The organism is Pseudomonas sp. fls2-241-TYG-175 (assembly GCF_030209155.1).
Taxonomy (GTDB): domain Bacteria; phylum Pseudomonadota; class Gammaproteobacteria; order Pseudomonadales; family Pseudomonadaceae; genus Aquipseudomonas; species Aquipseudomonas viridiflava.
In genome coordinates this window covers 80,290-94,820 of the sequence record NZ_JARVSO010000016.1, presented here as the reverse complement: position 1 = coordinate 94,820, position 14,531 = coordinate 80,290, and the positions used below count along the sequence as shown (strand labels likewise).

Genomic DNA, 14,531 nt, shown 5'->3' with positions numbered 1-14,531 from the left:
GAACCTTGAGAGAAACCACCCATGACCAGCACAGTCCACACCCAGGTCGTACAGCGCCAATTCGGCGAACAGGCTTCGGCTTACCTCAATAGCGCCGTTCACGCGCAAGGTGCCGAGTTTGCGCTGCTACAGGACGCTGTCAAAGGGCGCGGGAATGCGCGGGTGCTGGATCTGGGTTGCGGGGCGGGTCATGTGAGCTTCAATGTTGCGCCGTCTGTCGGTGAAGTGGTCGCGTACGACCTGTCACAGCAGATGCTCGACGTGGTCGCCGCTGCGGCCGCCGACAAGGGTCTGGGTAACATCCGCACGGTATGCGGTGCGGCCGAGAGCTTGCCGTTCGCTGACGGCGAGTTCGACTTCGTTTTCAGTCGCTATTCGGCTCATCATTGGAGCGATCTCGCTCTGGCGTTGCGTGAAGTGCGCCGGGTATTGAAACCGGGCGGTGTGGCGGCGTTCATCGATGTAATGTCGCCGGGCAGTCCGTTGCTGGATACTTATCTGCAAACGGTTGAAGTGCTGCGCGACACCAGCCATGTGCGCGATTATTCCGCCGCCGAATGGCTGCATCAGGTCAGCGACGCGGGGTTGTTTACCCGCAGTCATACTCGTCAGCGTCTGCATCTGGAGTTTGCGTCGTGGGTCGAGCGCATGCGCACCCCGCAGCCGTTGCGCGTGGCCATACGCGAATTGCAGCAGGCGATGGGCGATGAAGTGCGTCAGTATTTCGAGATTGATTCGCAGGGTTCATTCAGTACCGATGTGCTGGTGCTGTGGGCCGAGCGTTAATCTTTTTACGGCTTGAAACGTTATAAACGGGCGCTGTCCGAGGCGTCGATAAAAAATCGAGGAAGTTATGAGCAAGCAGATTCTGATTCTCCCAGGTGATGGCATTGGTCCGGAAATCATGACCGAAGCGGTCAAGGTGCTGGAACTGGCCAACGAGAAGTATCAGCTGGGTTTTGAATTGACTCACGACGTGATCGGTGGCGCTGCCATCGACAAGCACGGCGTGCCGCTGGCCGACGAGACTCTAGAGCGCGCCCGCAAAGCCGACGCTGTTCTGCTCGGCGCCGTGGGTGGCCCGAAGTGGGACACCATCGAGCGTGACATCCGTCCTGAGCGCGGCCTGTTGAAGATTCGTGCGCAACTGGGCCTGTTCGGCAACCTGCGCCCGGCGATTCTCTATCCGCAACTGGCCGACGCCTCCAGCCTCAAGCCTGAAATCGTCGCCGGTCTGGACATCCTGATCGTGCGCGAACTGACCGGTGGGATCTACTTCGGCGCGCCACGTGGTGTTCGTGTGCTGGATAACGGCGAGCGCGAGGCTTATGACACGCTGCCCTACAGCGAAAGCGAGATCCGTCGTATCGCCCGCGTCGGTTTCGACATGGCCATGGTGCGCAACAAGAAGCTGTGTTCGGTGGACAAGGCCAACGTGCTGTCGTCGAGCCAGCTGTGGCGCGAAATCGTCGAGCAGGTCGCCAAGGATTACCCTGAAGTCGAGCTGAGCCACATGTACGTCGACAACGCCGCCATGCAACTGGTGCGTGCGCCCAAGCAGTTCGACGTGATCGTGACCGACAACCTGTTCGGCGACATCCTGTCCGATCAGGCGTCGATGCTGACCGGCTCCATCGGCATGCTGCCGTCCGCGTCGCTGGACACCAACAACAAGGGCATGTACGAGCCTTGCCACGGTTCGGCACCGGACATCGCTGGCAAAGGCATCGCCAACCCGCTGGCGACTATCCTCTCGGTATCGATGATGCTGCGTTACAGCTTCAACCTGACCGACGCTGCCGACGCCATCGAAAAAGCCGTCAGCGTGGTTCTGGATCAGGGTCTGCGCACCGGCGACATCTTTTCGACGGGTAACACCAAAGTCGGTACGCAAGAAATGGGCGACGCAGTAGTCGCCGCGCTGCGGAATCTGTAATCTCTCTGGCCCGCTATTCTGCTGTGCATCCGCAGAATAGCGGTCCCACTTTTTTTCTAGGTGTGTTGCGATGAAACGTGTAGGTCTGATCGGTTGGCGTGGCATGGTCGGTTCCGTGCTCATGCAGCGGATGCGGGAAGAGCAGGACTTCGATCTCATTGAGCCGGTGTTCTTCACTACCTCCAATGTCGGTGGCCAGGCGCCTTCGGTGGGCAAGGATCTTGCGCCACTGAAAGATGCGTACAGCATCGACGAGCTGAAGACCCTGGACGTGGTGCTGACCTGCCAGGGCGGCGACTACACCAACGAGGTATTCCCCAAGCTGCGCGAGGCGGGCTGGCAGGGTTACTGGATCGACGCGGCTTCCAGCCTGCGCATGCAGGATGACGCTGTCATCGTGCTGGATCCGGTCAACCGCAAGGTCATCGATCAGCAGCTCGACGCCGGTACCAAGAACTACATCGGCGGCAACTGCACGGTCAGTCTGATGCTGATGGGGCTGGGTGGTCTGTTCGAAGCCGGTCTGGTCGAGTGGATGAACGTCATGACGTATCAGGCGGCTTCCGGTGCCGGTGCGCAGAACATGCGTGAGCTGATCAAGCAGATGGGCGCTGTGCACGCCTCGGTTGCCGATGAACTGGCCAACCCGGCCAGTGCCATTCTGGACATCGACCGCAAGGTGGCTGAAGCCATGCGTGGCGAAGCGTTCCCGACCGAGAACTTTGGCGTACCGCTGGCGGGCAGCCTGATTCCATGGATCGACAAGGCGCTGCCGAACGGCCAGAGCCGTGAAGAATGGAAAGGCCAGGCCGAAACCAACAAGATTCTGGGCCGTTTCAAGAGCCCGATTCCGGTGGACGGCATCTGCGTGCGCATCGGCGCCATGCGTTGCCACAGTCAGGCACTGACCATCAAGCTGAACAAGGATGTGCCGATTGCGGACATTGAAGGCTTGATCAGCCAGCACAACCCTTGGGTCAAGCTGGTGCCGAACAACCGTGAAGCCAGCATGCAGGACCTCAGCCCGACGGCTGTGACCGGCACCATGAGCATTCCGGTGGGTCGCTTGCGCAAGCTGAACATGGGCTCGCAGTACCTGGGCGCATTCACCGTGGGTGACCAGCTGTTGTGGGGAGCGGCCGAACCGCTGCGCCGCATGCTGAGAATCCTGCTGGAACGTTGATCGAAACGCCGTTGCACCCCGAACCCGCGTCCTGACCAGGACGCGGGTTTTTTATTGCCCGTTGATAAGGCAATTTATATCCCAATATATGGGATTGAAATTTACATATTGAGATAACTCCGATTTCGGGTTTATAGTCCGTCCTGCACTCACTTCCAAAAATACAAAAGGTGAAGCAATGCAGGCGCACTTGATCGCGCTCGACTGGGGGACGACCTCACTTCGTGCTTATCGACTTGGCGAACACGGCCAGGTACTGGAACAACGCGCCCTGAGCGCGGGCATCATGCAATTGCCGGACAACCCACGGATGATCGCGGGCACGCTGTGCAGCGACGGGTTCGAGCTGGCCTTTGATGAAGCATGCGGCGACTGGCTCGACGCGCGGCCTGATCTGCCGGTGATCGCCTGCGGCATGGTTGGCAGCGCGCAAGGCTGGCGCGAGGCGACCTATCGTGAAGCGCCTGCCAGCGTCGATGAGCTGAGCGCCGCTTTGCAGACCGTACGCAGCGTGCGTGGCGTGACCGTTCACATCATCCCCGGTGTGTTGCAGCGTTCGACGCTGCCCAATGTCATGCGCGGTGAAGAGACTCAGGTGCTGGGCGTGCTCGCCGGACTCGACGAGCAGTCGGCCAGCCAGCCGCTGTTGATCGGCCTGCCGGGCAGCCACTCCAAGTGGGTACAGGTGGCGCAGGATCGCATCGTTCATTTCGATACCTTCATGACCGGCGAGGTCTACGCGGCGCTGTGCGCCCATACCATTCTCGGACGCACCATGCAGCCGAGCGAAACGTTCGACAGTGCCGCGTTCGATCGCGGGCTCGCCAATGCACAGTCGGAGGAGGGCGCTGCCGGCCCTCTGTCCACCATCTTCAGTTGCCGAACGCTCGGCCTTACTGGCCAGTTACCTGCGAGCAGCCAGCCCGATTACCTGTCCGGTCTGTTGATCGGCCATGAACTGGCCTCGCTCGCCAGACTTCAATACGACGCCCACGGCCATCTGCCTGCGGTGATTCTCATCGGCAGCGAGTCGCTGTGCCAGCGCTATGCGCGTGGCCTGACCGCCTGCGGCTTTCCCCGGGTGACAGTGGCCGCCCAGGCGACCGAGCGCGGCCTCTGGCAGGTCGCAGTTCAGGCCGGTCTGGTCGCGCGCCAGTCGTCCCATTACGTTCAAGAGGTGTGACATGCTCAAGCAAGCATTGAAGGAAAACGGCCTGGTCGCGATTCTGCGCGGCCTGCGTCCCGAAGAGGCCCCGGCGATTGGCGATGAGCTGTATCAGGCGGGCTTTCGGGTCATCGAAGTGCCGCTCAATTCTCCTCAGCCGTTCGACAGCATCGGCCTGCTGCGCCAGCGCCTGCCTGCCGATTGCCTGATCGGCGCCGGAACCGTGCTGACGCCCGAGCAGGTGACGCAGGTCAAGGACGCAGGCGGGCAGGTCATCGTCATGCCGCACAGCGACCCCAAGGTACTGCGGGCGGCCAAAGCGGCAAACATGTTCCTGTCGCCGGGCGTGGCCACGCCGACCGAGGCCTTTGCCGCACTGTCTGAGGGCGCTGATGTACTCAAGCTGTTCCCGGCCGAGCAAATGTCGCCCGCAGTGGTCAAGGCCTGGTTGGCGGTGCTGCCCGCAGGCACGGTCCTGCTGCCGGTCGGTGGCATCACGCCGGACAACATGAAGGTGTTTCTCGACGCGGGCGTCAAAGGTTTCGGTCTCGGTTCCGGGCTGTTCAAGCCGGGCATGAACGCTGCCGACGTCGCCGAGCGCGCCAAGGCCTATGTGGCCGCCTGGAAAGAACACACCTCATCGCTTTGAAACGGATCGGCGGGCCAGACGCAGCCGCCTGACAAGAGAACCAATAAGAGAAGCCGTACTCATGAAAATCACCAAATTGACCACCTTCATCGTTCCGCCGCGCTGGTGCTTCCTGAAAGTCGAGACCGACGAGGGCGTCGTTGGCTGGGGTGAGCCGGTCGTCGAGGGCCGTGCGCACACCGTGGCCGCGGCCGTGGAAGAGCTTTCCGATTACCTGATCGGCAAGGACCCGCGCAACATCGAAGACATCTGGACCGTGCTGTACCGCGGCGGCTTCTACCGTGGCGGGGCGATCCACATGAGCGCGCTGGCCGGGATCGATCAGGCGCTGTGGGACATCAAGGGCAAGGCCCTGGGTGTATCGGTCAGCGATCTGCTGGGTGGTCAGGTGCGTGACAAGATTCGCGTCTATTCCTGGATCGGCGGCGACCGTCCGGCCGACACCGCACGTGCGGCACGGGAAGCGGTCGAGCGTGGTTTCACTGCGGTGAAGATGAACGGCACTGAAGAACTGCAATTTCTCGACACCTTCGACAAGGTCGATCTGGCCCTGGCCAACGTCGCGGCGGTGCGTGACGCGGTCGGTCCGAACGTCGGGATCGGCGTCGATTTCCATGGCCGCGTGCACAAGCCGATGGCCAAGGTGCTGATGAAGGAGCTGGACCCGTACAAGCTGATGTTCATCGAGGAGCCGGTGCTCAGCGAGAACTACGAAGCGCTGAAAGAGCTGGCACCGCTGACCAGTACGCCGATTGCGCTGGGCGAGCGGTTGTTCTCGCGCTGGGACTTCAAGCGTGTGTTGAGCGAAGGCTACGTCGACATTATCCAGCCGGATGCATCGCACGCGGGTGGCATTACCGAGACACGCAAGATCGCCAACATGGCCGAAGCCTACGACGTGGCGCTGGCGCTGCATTGCCCGTTGGGGCCGATTGCATTGGCGGCGTGCCTGCAACTGGATGCGGTCTGCTACAACGCGTTCATTCAGGAGCAGAGCCTGGGCATTCACTACAACGAAAGCAACGACCTGCTGGATTACGTCAAGCACCCGGAAGTCTTTGACTACGACAAGGGCATGGTCAAGATCCCCAACGGTCCGGGCCTTGGCATTGAAATCAACGAGGAATACGTCAAGGAACGCGCCGCCATCGGCCACCGCTGGCGCAACCCGATCTGGCGTCATGCCGATGGCAGCTTTGCCGAGTGGTGATCTGATCCGGAGCAGGCCCCCTGTTCGTGCCCACGCAGAGCGTGAGGCACGATCCAAGCGATTTGCCAACAACACACATCCTCAATAAATCCAAAAAGAGGAAACATTTTCATGCGCACTCGTACGATGGAGGGCGCGGCATCACTGGTGACGCCGTCCCGCAAACGTTTCTTTATCATGGTGCTGCTGTTCATCACCGTGGTCATCAATTACCTGGACCGCAGCAACCTGTCGATTGCCGCACCGGCGCTGACGTCCGAGCTGGGCATCGATCCGGTTCATGTAGGTCTGATCTTCTCCGCGTTCGGCTGGACCTATGCGGCCATGCAGTTGCCCGGTGGCTGGTTGGTGGATCGCGTGCCGCCGCGCATTCTCTACACCGTGGCTCTGGCGTTGTGGTCGATCGCCACCATCATGCTTGGCTTTGCCGCCAGCTTCATTGCGCTGTTCGTGCTGCGCATGGCCGTCGGTGCGCTGGAAGCTCCCGCCTATCCGATCAACAGTCGCGTAGTGACCACCTGGTTTCCCGAGCGCGAGCGTGCCACGGCGATTGGTTTCTACACCTCCGGGCAGTTCGTCGGTCTGGCGTTTCTGACGCCGGTGCTGGCGTGGCTGCAGGCGCATTACGGCTGGCACATGGTGTTCGTCGCGACCGGCGGCGTCGGTGTGCTCTGGGCAGCGATCTGGTACGCGGTGTACCGCGAGCCCCGTGACTTCAAGGGTGTCAACCAGCAGGAAATCGACCTGATCCGCGAAGGCGGCGGGCTGGTGGACATTCAGAAGGACGTCGAAAAGCAGAAGCAGGGTTTCAGCTGGCTGGACCTGGGCATCGTCCTCAGCAGGCGCAAGCTGTGGGGTATTTACCTCGGCCAGTTCTGCCTGAACTCCACACTGTGGTTTTTCCTGACCTGGTTTCCGACCTATCTGGTGAAATACCGGGGCATGGACTTCATCAAGTCCGGGCTGCTGGCGTCGCTGCCGTTTCTGGCCGCCTTCGTCGGCGTGCTGTGTTCGGGGTTCTTCTCCGACTGGCTGATCCGTCGCGGGCACACCGTGGGCTTCGCTCGCAAGCTGCCGATCATTGCGGGTCTGCTGATTTCCACGTCGATCATCGGCGCCAACTTCGTCGAATCCACGCCGCTGGTGATCGCGTTTCTGGCGCTGGCGTTCTTCGGCAACGGTCTGGCATCGATCACCTGGTCGCTGGTGTCGACACTGGCCCCGGCGCGTCTTCTGGGGCTGACAGGCGGCACCTTCAACTTCATCGGCAATCTGGCGGCCATCGCCACGCCAATCGTGATCGGCTTCCTGGCTTCGGGCGATTCGTTTGCACCCGCCATCACCTACATCTCGGTGCTGGCACTGCTGGGTGCGCTGTCCTACATCCTGCTGGTGGGTAAAGTCGAGCGCATCGAACTCTGATATCGACGTGTCCTGACGCTGGCGACGATAATGCCGCCAGCGTCCCGATCTGATTAAGGCTTGTCATGCACAACGAACCGCTTCCCGCTGAAAATCCTCCAGGCAAAGAGTCGGCACCTGCCGGAACCCAGACCCTGTTGCGCGGCCTGGGTGTGGTTCAGGCCGTGGCCAGTGGTGCCCGGGATCTGAAGGAAATCGCCCGCCTGATCGGCACCACACGCAGCACCACCCATCGTCTGGCCAGTTGTCTGGTGGACGAACGCTACCTTCGGGTGGTTCCTCAGGTGGGTTATCTGTTGGGGCCGAAACTGATCGAGCTGGGCTTTCAAGCGCGAGAGGAAGTGCCGCTGGCGATTCTGGCGCGGCCGTTTCTGGACAGGCTGTCGGCGTTGACCGGAGACACCGTGCATCTGGCGGTGCGTGAAGGCGATGACGTGCTGTACCTGCACAAGAATCCCGGCCGCAATGGTCCGGAGATGCGTTCGCGGGTCGGGCATCGTATGCCGTTGGTGCGCACGGGTATCGGCAAGGCGCTATTGCTGGACAGTCCTGAAGCCGAGTGGCTTCGTCTCTACGAGGTCAGCATGCCAGCGTCAGGCAAGCATCCGTTGTGGCCCAATCACGAGCAACAGACGTGGGAGCAACTGCAGCAGCGCAGGCAGGAATATGTGGCGGGAGGTTACGCGTTCGATCTGGAGGACAACGAACCGTCGATCCGTTGTGTCGCGGCGCCGGTGCGTGATGCCAGCCAGCAGATTGTGGCTGGCATCAGCGTCGCCAGTACGGTTCCGTACATGCCCCTGGAAAAGATGGCCGAACTGGTCCCGCTGATCAGGGAGATCGCGGCGGGACTGTCGGCCGAACTCGGGGCCGCCTGAATCAGGCTTTGAGCGTGGCCATGTCGATGACAAAGCGGTACTTCACGTCACCGGCCAGCATGCGCTCGTAGGCTTCGTTGATGTTGCGGATGTCGAGCATCTCGATGTCGCAGGTGATGTCGTTCTCGGCGCAGAAATCCAGCACTTCCTGAGTCTCGGCGATACCGCCGATCAGCGAGCCAGCCAGTACGCGGCGGCTCATCACCAGGTTGGCGGCGTGGACCGGCGGTTCAACCGGCTCGATCAGACCGACCAGAATGTGCACACCGTCGAAACGCAGGGTCTGCAGGTAGGGGTTCAGGTCGTGCTGCACCGGAATGGTGTCGAGCAGGAAGTCGAAATGACCGGCGGCCGCTTTCATCTGTTCGGCATCGGTGGAGACGATCACGTGATCGGCACCCTGGCGACGCGCTTCCTGAGCTTTCGACGCGGAGCGGGTGAAGAGGGTGACTTCGGCGCCCATCGCCTTGGCGAACTTGATGCCCATGTGGCCCAGACCACCCATGCCCAGAATGCCGACCTTGTCACCGGCCTTCACGCCGTAGTGCTTGAGCGGCGAGTAGGTGGTGATGCCTGCACAGAGAATCGGTGCAGCAGCGGCCGGATCCAGCTTCTCGGGAACGCGCACGACGAAGTGTTCGCTGACCACGATGCTGTTGGAATAACCGCCCATGGTGTTGCTGCCGTCCACGCGGTCTGGCGTGGCGTAGGTCATGGTCGGACCTTCCAGGCAATACTGCTCAAGGTCCGACTTGCAGGCCGAGCACTCACGGCAGGAGTCGACCATGCAGCCGACACCGACCAGATCACCGACCTTGTATTGGGTGGCGTTGGCACCGGTGGCGGTAACGCGACCGACGATCTCGTGGCCCGGCATCAACGGGTAGACGGCAATGCCCCACTCGTTGCGCGCCTGGTGGATGTCGGAGTGGCATACGCCACAGTAGAGGATTTCGATGGCAACGTCGTCGGCACGCGGAGCGCGACGTTCGAAGGTCATCGGGGCGAGGGGAGCGGTGGCTGACTGGGCGGCGTAACCGATGGCTGTGTACATAAATATGACCTCGCGAAATGATACGGAGAAGAGGCGAATCATTGTCCGCGTGATGGGCGTGTGTCGCTAGGGTGATTCCTCCGTGTTTCATGCCTATTCCTCCGGCTGCCGGATCCGGGTACCGCTCAAGCGCGCAAATCTGCGATCATGGAGCTGTCTGATTCTCTGCCGGTACTCCTTAATGTCGCTCTCTCATCCTGTCGATGGCAATGCTGTTCTGGTCTCGTTGATCCAGCCGCTGGCGGTGCGTCCCGGCTTTGTCGACACGCACTTGCCAGAGGTGCGTGTGCTCTCGGCGTTCAGCTATGTGGCGAGCAGCCCGCAGATGTATGAGCCGAGCCTGATGATCGTGGTGCAGGGCAGCAAGATCGCCTGCCTGGGGACGCGCACGTTCGAGTACGGCACCGGTCACTACCTGATTCAGGCACTGTCAGTGCCTTTCAAATGCGAGACCTTTGCCACGCCGGACAAGCCGCTGTATGGCGTGTCGGTGTCGATCGACCGGGTTTTGCTCGGCGAACTGGTGCAGGTGATGGGCTCGCTGTCGTTGCAGGACTGCCAGCCGCAGACGCCTGAGTCCATGACCTCGGTACTGATCGATGCCGGGATGCGTGACAGTGTCGAGCGCCTGCTGCGCTGCCTGCACGACCCGCTGGAGTGTCAGGCCATGGGTCAGGCCCGGATTCGTGATGTGCTGTACAGCGCGCTGCGCGGGCCGCAGGCGGGCGTGCTGCGGGCGCTGGTCGAACAGCAAGGGCAATTTGCACGGATCGCATCTGCGGTGACCTACTTGCATGAGCATTACGCCGATGCGCTGAATGTCGATACGCTGGCACGTTGCGCGAACATGAGCACCTCGACCTTTCATGAGCACTTCAAGCGCAGCACCCTGTTGTCACCGGTGCAGTACCTCAAGCGCCTGCGGCTGCTCAAGGCTCAGCAGTTGCTGGTGGCTGAAGGGCTGGGCGTCGCGCAGGTGGCGTTGCGGGTCGGCTATCAGAGTGCGTCGCAATTCAGTCGCGAGTACAAACGCTATTTCGAGCGCAGTCCGGGCGAAGAGGGCGCGTATCCGGGCGTTCCCGCCTGACCTGCTGCTGAAAAAGATAAAGGCTCCCGAGGGAGCCTTTATTGTTGTCGCGACCGGAACACTTACATGTTCGGGTAGGTCGGACCGCCAGCGCCTTCCGGTGCCACCCAGGTGATGTTCTGGGAGGGATCCTTGATGTCGCAGGTCTTGCAGTGCACGCAGTTCTGGGCGTTGATCTGGAAGCGTTTCTCGCCGTCTTCTTTGGTGATCACTTCATACACGCCCGCCGGGCAGTAGCGCTGCGCCGGTTCGTCGTACAGCGGCAGGTTCTTGCTGATCGGAATGCTCGGGTCGGTCAGCTTCAAGTGGCAAGGCTGTTCCTCTTCATGGTTGGTGCTGGAGAGGAATACCGAGCTGAGCTTGTCGAAGCTGAGCTTGCCGTCGGGTTTCGGGTAGTCGATCTTCTTCGAGTCGGCGGCCAGCTTGAGGCAGGCGTAGTCCGGCTTGGTGTCGTGCAGCGTGAACGGCAGTTTGCCGCCAAAGATGTTCTGGTCGATGAAGTTGAATGCACCGCCCTTGATCGCGCCGTACTTGTGAATGGCCACGCCGAAGTTGCGGCTGGTGAACAGTTCATCATGCAGCCAGCTGGCCTTGAATGCATCGACGTAGGAAGTCAGTGTGTCGCCGCCTTCCTTGCCTGCCAGCAACGCTTCGGCAACCGAATCGGCAGCCAGCATGCCGGACTTCATGGCCGTGTGGCTGCCCTTGATCTTGGCGAAGTTCAGGGTGCCCAGGTCGCAGCCGATCAGTGCGCCGCCAGGGAAGACCATCTTCGGCAGCGAGTTCAGGCCGCCCTTGGCGATGGCGCGGGCGCCGTAGCTGATGCGCTTGCCGCCTTCCAGGTATTGCTTGATGACCGGGTGATGCTTGTAACGCTGGAATTCGTCGAACGGCGACAGGTACGGGTTGGAGTAGGAAAGATCAACGATCAGACCGACCACTACCTGATTGTTTTCCAGGTGATAAAGGAAGGAGCCGCCCGGATTGGCGTCGTCCAGCGGCCAGCCGGCGGTGTGGACCACCAGACCCTGCTCGTGTTTCGCCGGGTCGACTTCCCAGATTTCCTTGAGGCCGATGGCGTAATGCTGCACGTCGGCTTCATTGTCCAGATCGAAACGCTTGATCAGTTGCTTGCCGATGTGGCCACGGCAGCCTTCTGCAAACAGCGTGTACTTGGCGCGCAATTCCATGCCCGGCGTGTACAGGCCTTCTTTCGGGTTGCCTTCGCGGTCGACACCCAGGTCGCCGGTGACGATGCCGCGCACGACGCCGTTTTCGTCGAACAGCGCTTCCTGAGCTGCGAAGCCGGGGTAAATCTCAACGCCCAGGTTCTCGGCCTGCTGAGCCATCCAGCGACACAGATTGCCCAGCGAGATGATGTAGTTGCCTTCGTTGTGCATGGTCCTGGGCACGAAGAAGTTCGGCACCTTGCGGGCTTTCTCGGCGTCATTCAGAACATAAATGTCGTCACGCTTGACCGGCGTGTTGAGCGGCGCGCCCAGCGCCTGCCAGTCAGGGAACAGTTCGTTCAGGGCGCGGGGTTCGAACACCGCACCGGACAGGATGTGTGCACCGACTTCGGAGCCTTTTTCCACCACGCAGACGCTGATTTCCTGCCCGGCTTCGGCAGCCTTCTGCTTGAGGCGGCAAGCGGCTGAAAGCCCGGACGGGCCGGCTCCGACGATGACGACGTCGAATTCCATGTATTCGCGTTCCACAGGCTATCTCCTACTCTCAAGGCTCACGGTATTTTTTTATGGGTCACGGTGGACCGACATACGGACTTGGACCGCATATCTTTTTAAGGCGTGCAGTATATCTACACCACTGCGCCGGTCCAATACAAACGTTTGTTTGAATCGGCCGCAGGCCAGATAAATCAAAGACGCACGACTCATGACTGGCCGATTTGGCGTATTGACCGGAAAAGGCGTTGCGGTCAAGATACGGGCGGTTTTGCGTTTGCCGTAGGCTGAAACGGGCTTCCACGGACATCCCTTGCGGATATCTGCAGCGGACCCGGAAAAAGGCATCAGGCGAATGCAGTGCAGGCAGTCACGTAAACGGCCAGTGTCGCCCTGCGCATTTTACACACCCTGCCGGTGCATGACGGGTGACGCCCTGTTTTTATCGGGCTTTTGGCGGGATTTGCATCAAGGCATGTTCGCCTGCACGAATACGATTGCTTGTTGAGGACACATATCGATCGCCTGGTATTGCCGGGCGACTTCTTTTCACCGGAGAGTGAGGAATCCATGAAGGTTCTTGTAGCTGTCAAACGAGTGGTCGACTACAACGTCAAGGTTCGCGTCAAGGCGGACAACTCCGGCGTCGATCTTGCCAACGTCAAAATGTCCATGAACCCTTTCTGCGAAATTGCCGTGGAAGAGGCTGTACGCCTGAAAGAGAAGGGCGTCGCGACTGAAATCGTGGTTGTGACCATCGGCCCGACCACTGCTCAAGAGCAACTGCGTACTGCGTTGGCACTGGGTGCCGACCGCGCCGTGCTGGTCGAGTCCGCCGAAGAACTGACGTCCCTGGCTGTTGCCAAGCTGCTCAAGGCCGTTGTCGACAAGGAGCAGCCGCAACTGGTCATCCTTGGCAAGCAGGCCATCGACAGCGACAACAATCAGACTGGCCAGATGCTGGCTGCGCTGAGCGGCTATCCGCAGGGCACCTTCGCGTCCAAGGTCGAAGTGTCGGGCGACAAGGTTGCCGTGACCCGCGAGATCGATGGCGGTCTGCAAACCGTTTCCCTGAGCCTGCCGGCCATCGTGACCACAGACCTGCGTCTGAACGAGCCACGTTACGCCTCGCTGCCCAACATCATGAAAGCGAAGAAGAAGCCGCTTGAAGTGCTGACACCCGACGCACTGGGCGTTTCCACGGCCTCGACCAACAAGACCCTCAAGGTCGAAGCACCGGCTGCGCGCAGCGCGGGCATCAAGGTCAAATCGGTGGCCGAACTGGTCGAGAAACTGAAAACCGAAGCGAAGGTAATCTAAATGACGATCCTGGTTATCGCTGAGCACGACAATGCAACCGTAGCCCCGGCTACGCTCAACACCCTCGCTGCGGCCCAGAAGATCGGTGGCGACATCCACCTGCTGGTGGCCGGTTCCGGCGTAAGCGCCGTGGCCGAAGCCGCTGCGAAAATCGCTGGCGTGGCAAAAGTGCTGGTGGCCGACAACGCCGCCTACGCGCATCAATTGCCGGAAAACGTCGCGCCGCTGGTCGTTGAACTGGCCGCCGGTCACAGCCACGTGCTGGCTGCCGCCACGTCCAATGGCAAGAACATCCTGCCACGCGTCGCTGCGCAGCTGGATGTGGACCAGATCTCGGAAATCATCTCGGTCGAATCGGCTGACACCTTCACCCGTCCGATCTACGCCGGTAACGCCATTGCCACCGTGCAGTCCACTGCTTCGGTCAAGGTCATCACCGTGCGTGCCACCGGCTTCGATCCGGTTGCTGCAGAAGGCGGTTCGGCGTCGGTCGAAGCGGTTTCGGCTGCTCACGACGTCGGCAAGTCGAGCTTCGTCGGCGAAGAGCTGGCCAAGTCCGACCGTCCAGAGCTGACGGCTGCCAAAATCGTCGTTTCCGGCGGTCGCGGCATGCAGAACGGTGACAACTTCAAGCACCTCTACGCGCTGGCGGACAAGCTGGGCGCTGCGGTTGGTGCTTCGCGCGCTGCCGTCGATGCCGGTTTCGTGCCCAACGACATGCAGGTCGGTCAGACCGGCAAGATCGTTGCGCCACAGCTGTACATCGCGGTCGGTATCTCCGGCGCGATCCAGCATCTGGCGGGCATGAAGGACTCCAAGGTGATCGTTGCGATCAACAAGGACGAAGAAGCGCCGATCTTCCAGGTGGCCGATTACGGTTTGGTAGCGGATCTGTTCGAAGCAATCCCGGAGCTGGAGAAGCTGGTCTGATCCAGCCTCTTC

The 14,531-nt window shown here is 60.9% G+C and carries 13 protein-coding genes; 11 read left to right on the top strand and 2 right to left on the bottom strand.

Annotation, left to right across the window (positions count from 1 at the left end; all coding sequences use genetic code 11):
- Positions 1 to 21: 21 nt before the first annotated feature.
- From QRN20_RS13405 to QRN20_RS13370, 8 genes are all read left to right on the top strand, one after another.
- Complete coding sequence (locus QRN20_RS13405) at positions 22 to 786, top strand: class I SAM-dependent methyltransferase (protein ID WP_285360549.1); 765 nt, start codon at positions 22 to 24, stop codon at positions 784 to 786.
- Positions 787 to 853: 67 nt separating this feature from the next.
- Entirely contained in the window at positions 854 to 1,936 is a 1,083-nt protein-coding gene (leuB, locus tag QRN20_RS13400) for a 3-isopropylmalate dehydrogenase (RefSeq protein ID WP_057408160.1), read from the top strand.
- A gap of 70 nt (positions 1,937 to 2,006) precedes the next feature.
- Positions 2,007 to 3,119: an aspartate-semialdehyde dehydrogenase gene (asd, locus tag QRN20_RS13395; RefSeq protein WP_029241467.1), complete on the top strand. Its 1,113-nt coding sequence runs from the start codon at positions 2,007 to 2,009 to the stop codon at positions 3,117 to 3,119.
- A gap of 178 nt (positions 3,120 to 3,297) precedes the next feature.
- Complete coding sequence (locus QRN20_RS13390) at positions 3,298 to 4,302, top strand: 2-dehydro-3-deoxygalactonokinase (RefSeq protein WP_004882599.1); 1,005 nt, start codon at positions 3,298 to 3,300, stop codon at positions 4,300 to 4,302.
- A gap of 1 nt (position 4,303) precedes the next feature.
- Positions 4,304 to 4,933 (top strand): 2-dehydro-3-deoxy-6-phosphogalactonate aldolase, encoded by a 630-nt coding sequence (locus QRN20_RS13385; RefSeq protein WP_285360546.1) that lies wholly within the window; start codon positions 4,304 to 4,306, stop codon positions 4,931 to 4,933.
- Positions 4,934 to 4,994: 61 nt separating this feature from the next.
- Entirely contained in the window at positions 4,995 to 6,143 is a 1,149-nt protein-coding gene (gene dgoD / locus QRN20_RS13380; protein ID WP_004882597.1) for a galactonate dehydratase, read from the top strand.
- Between the two features lie 111 nt (positions 6,144 to 6,254).
- Entirely contained in the window at positions 6,255 to 7,565 is a 1,311-nt protein-coding gene (locus QRN20_RS13375; RefSeq protein ID WP_004882596.1) for an MFS transporter, read from the top strand.
- A 65-nt stretch (positions 7,566 to 7,630) separates the two neighbouring features.
- Positions 7,631 to 8,443 carry an IclR family transcriptional regulator gene (locus QRN20_RS13370; protein WP_004882595.1) on the top strand — a complete coding sequence of 271 codons (813 nt, stop codon included), beginning with the start codon at positions 7,631 to 7,633 and terminating at the stop codon, positions 8,441 to 8,443.
- Position 8,444: 1 nt separating this feature from the next.
- On the opposite strand, the gene QRN20_RS13365 is transcribed toward QRN20_RS13370, so the two are convergent.
- Positions 8,445 to 9,497, bottom strand: a complete 1,053-nt coding sequence (locus tag QRN20_RS13365) for an NAD(P)-dependent alcohol dehydrogenase (RefSeq protein WP_004882594.1) — start codon at positions 9,495 to 9,497, stop codon at positions 8,445 to 8,447.
- 181 nt (positions 9,498 to 9,678) lie between these two features.
- On the opposite strand from QRN20_RS13365, the gene QRN20_RS13360 reads away from it, so the two are divergent.
- Entirely contained in the window at positions 9,679 to 10,584 is a 906-nt protein-coding gene (locus QRN20_RS13360) for an AraC family transcriptional regulator (protein ID WP_122414150.1), read from the top strand.
- A 62-nt stretch (positions 10,585 to 10,646) separates the two neighbouring features.
- On the opposite strand, the gene QRN20_RS13355 is transcribed toward QRN20_RS13360, so the two are convergent.
- Positions 10,647 to 12,302, bottom strand: a complete 1,656-nt coding sequence (locus tag QRN20_RS13355) for an electron transfer flavoprotein-ubiquinone oxidoreductase (protein ID WP_029241470.1) — start codon at positions 12,300 to 12,302, stop codon at positions 10,647 to 10,649.
- A 537-nt stretch (positions 12,303 to 12,839) separates the two neighbouring features.
- On the opposite strand from QRN20_RS13355, the gene QRN20_RS13350 reads away from it, so the two are divergent.
- Positions 12,840 to 13,589, top strand: coding sequence for an electron transfer flavoprotein subunit beta/FixA family protein (locus tag QRN20_RS13350; protein ID WP_029241471.1), 750 nt, complete (start codon positions 12,840 to 12,842; stop codon positions 13,587 to 13,589).
- The gene (locus QRN20_RS13345) at positions 13,590 to 14,519 is read left to right on the top strand and encodes an electron transfer flavoprotein subunit alpha/FixB family protein (RefSeq protein ID WP_122414149.1); all 930 of its coding nucleotides are present in this window, start codon (positions 13,590 to 13,592) and stop codon (positions 14,517 to 14,519) included.
- The last annotated feature ends 12 nt before the right edge of the window (positions 14,520 to 14,531 follow it).

Excerpts from the sequence above, each read along its gene's own strand:
- QRN20_RS13405 (WP_285360549.1), top strand. The coding sequence starts at position 22 with ATGACCAGCACAGTCCACACCCAGGTCGTACAGCGCCAATTCGGCGAA.
- leuB (WP_057408160.1), top strand. The coding sequence starts at position 854 with ATGAGCAAGCAGATTCTGATTCTCCCAGGTGATGGCATTGGTCCGGAA.
- asd (WP_029241467.1), top strand. The coding sequence starts at position 2,007 with ATGAAACGTGTAGGTCTGATCGGTTGGCGTGGCATGGTCGGTTCCGTG.
- QRN20_RS13390 (WP_004882599.1), top strand. The coding sequence starts at position 3,298 with ATGCAGGCGCACTTGATCGCGCTCGACTGGGGGACGACCTCACTTCGT.
- QRN20_RS13385 (WP_285360546.1), top strand. The coding sequence starts at position 4,304 with ATGCTCAAGCAAGCATTGAAGGAAAACGGCCTGGTCGCGATTCTGCGC.
- dgoD (WP_004882597.1), top strand. The coding sequence starts at position 4,995 with ATGAAAATCACCAAATTGACCACCTTCATCGTTCCGCCGCGCTGGTGC.
- QRN20_RS13375 (WP_004882596.1), top strand. The coding sequence starts at position 6,255 with ATGCGCACTCGTACGATGGAGGGCGCGGCATCACTGGTGACGCCGTCC.
- QRN20_RS13370 (WP_004882595.1), top strand. The coding sequence starts at position 7,631 with ATGCACAACGAACCGCTTCCCGCTGAAAATCCTCCAGGCAAAGAGTCG.
- QRN20_RS13365 (WP_004882594.1), bottom strand. The coding sequence starts at position 9,497 with ATGTACACAGCCATCGGTTACGCCGCCCAGTCAGCCACCGCTCCCCTC.
- QRN20_RS13360 (WP_122414150.1), top strand. The coding sequence starts at position 9,679 with ATGTCGCTCTCTCATCCTGTCGATGGCAATGCTGTTCTGGTCTCGTTG.
- QRN20_RS13350 (WP_029241471.1), top strand. The coding sequence starts at position 12,840 with ATGAAGGTTCTTGTAGCTGTCAAACGAGTGGTCGACTACAACGTCAAG.
- QRN20_RS13345 (WP_122414149.1), top strand. The coding sequence starts at position 13,590 with ATGACGATCCTGGTTATCGCTGAGCACGACAATGCAACCGTAGCCCCG.